Raw genomic sequence first — 235 nt, 5'->3', positions numbered from 1 at the left:
CGAGCCGCCCACGTCGGGGTCTCCTCGGGGCGCGACGCGGTGGGGCGAGCGGATGTCGGTGGTCGCTCATATCTTCGAAAACGACGTTGAAGGAATGGAACATACGTTCTAATCTGTCGGAGTGAAGGTCATCGTGCGAGAAGACGCCGCCGCCGAGGTGCTGCGGCTCCGCGCGCAACTCGACCGCATGCAGGGTCGCTCGCTCGACGCCCCGATCCTGCCCACGCATTCCGCC

The organism is Microbacterium sp. Leaf351 (genome assembly GCF_001423825.1).
Taxonomy (GTDB): domain Bacteria; phylum Actinomycetota; class Actinomycetes; order Actinomycetales; family Microbacteriaceae; genus Microbacterium; species Microbacterium ginsengisoli.
The sequence above is the reverse complement of the archived record's forward strand: the minus strand, read 5'-3'. Positions refer to the sequence as shown.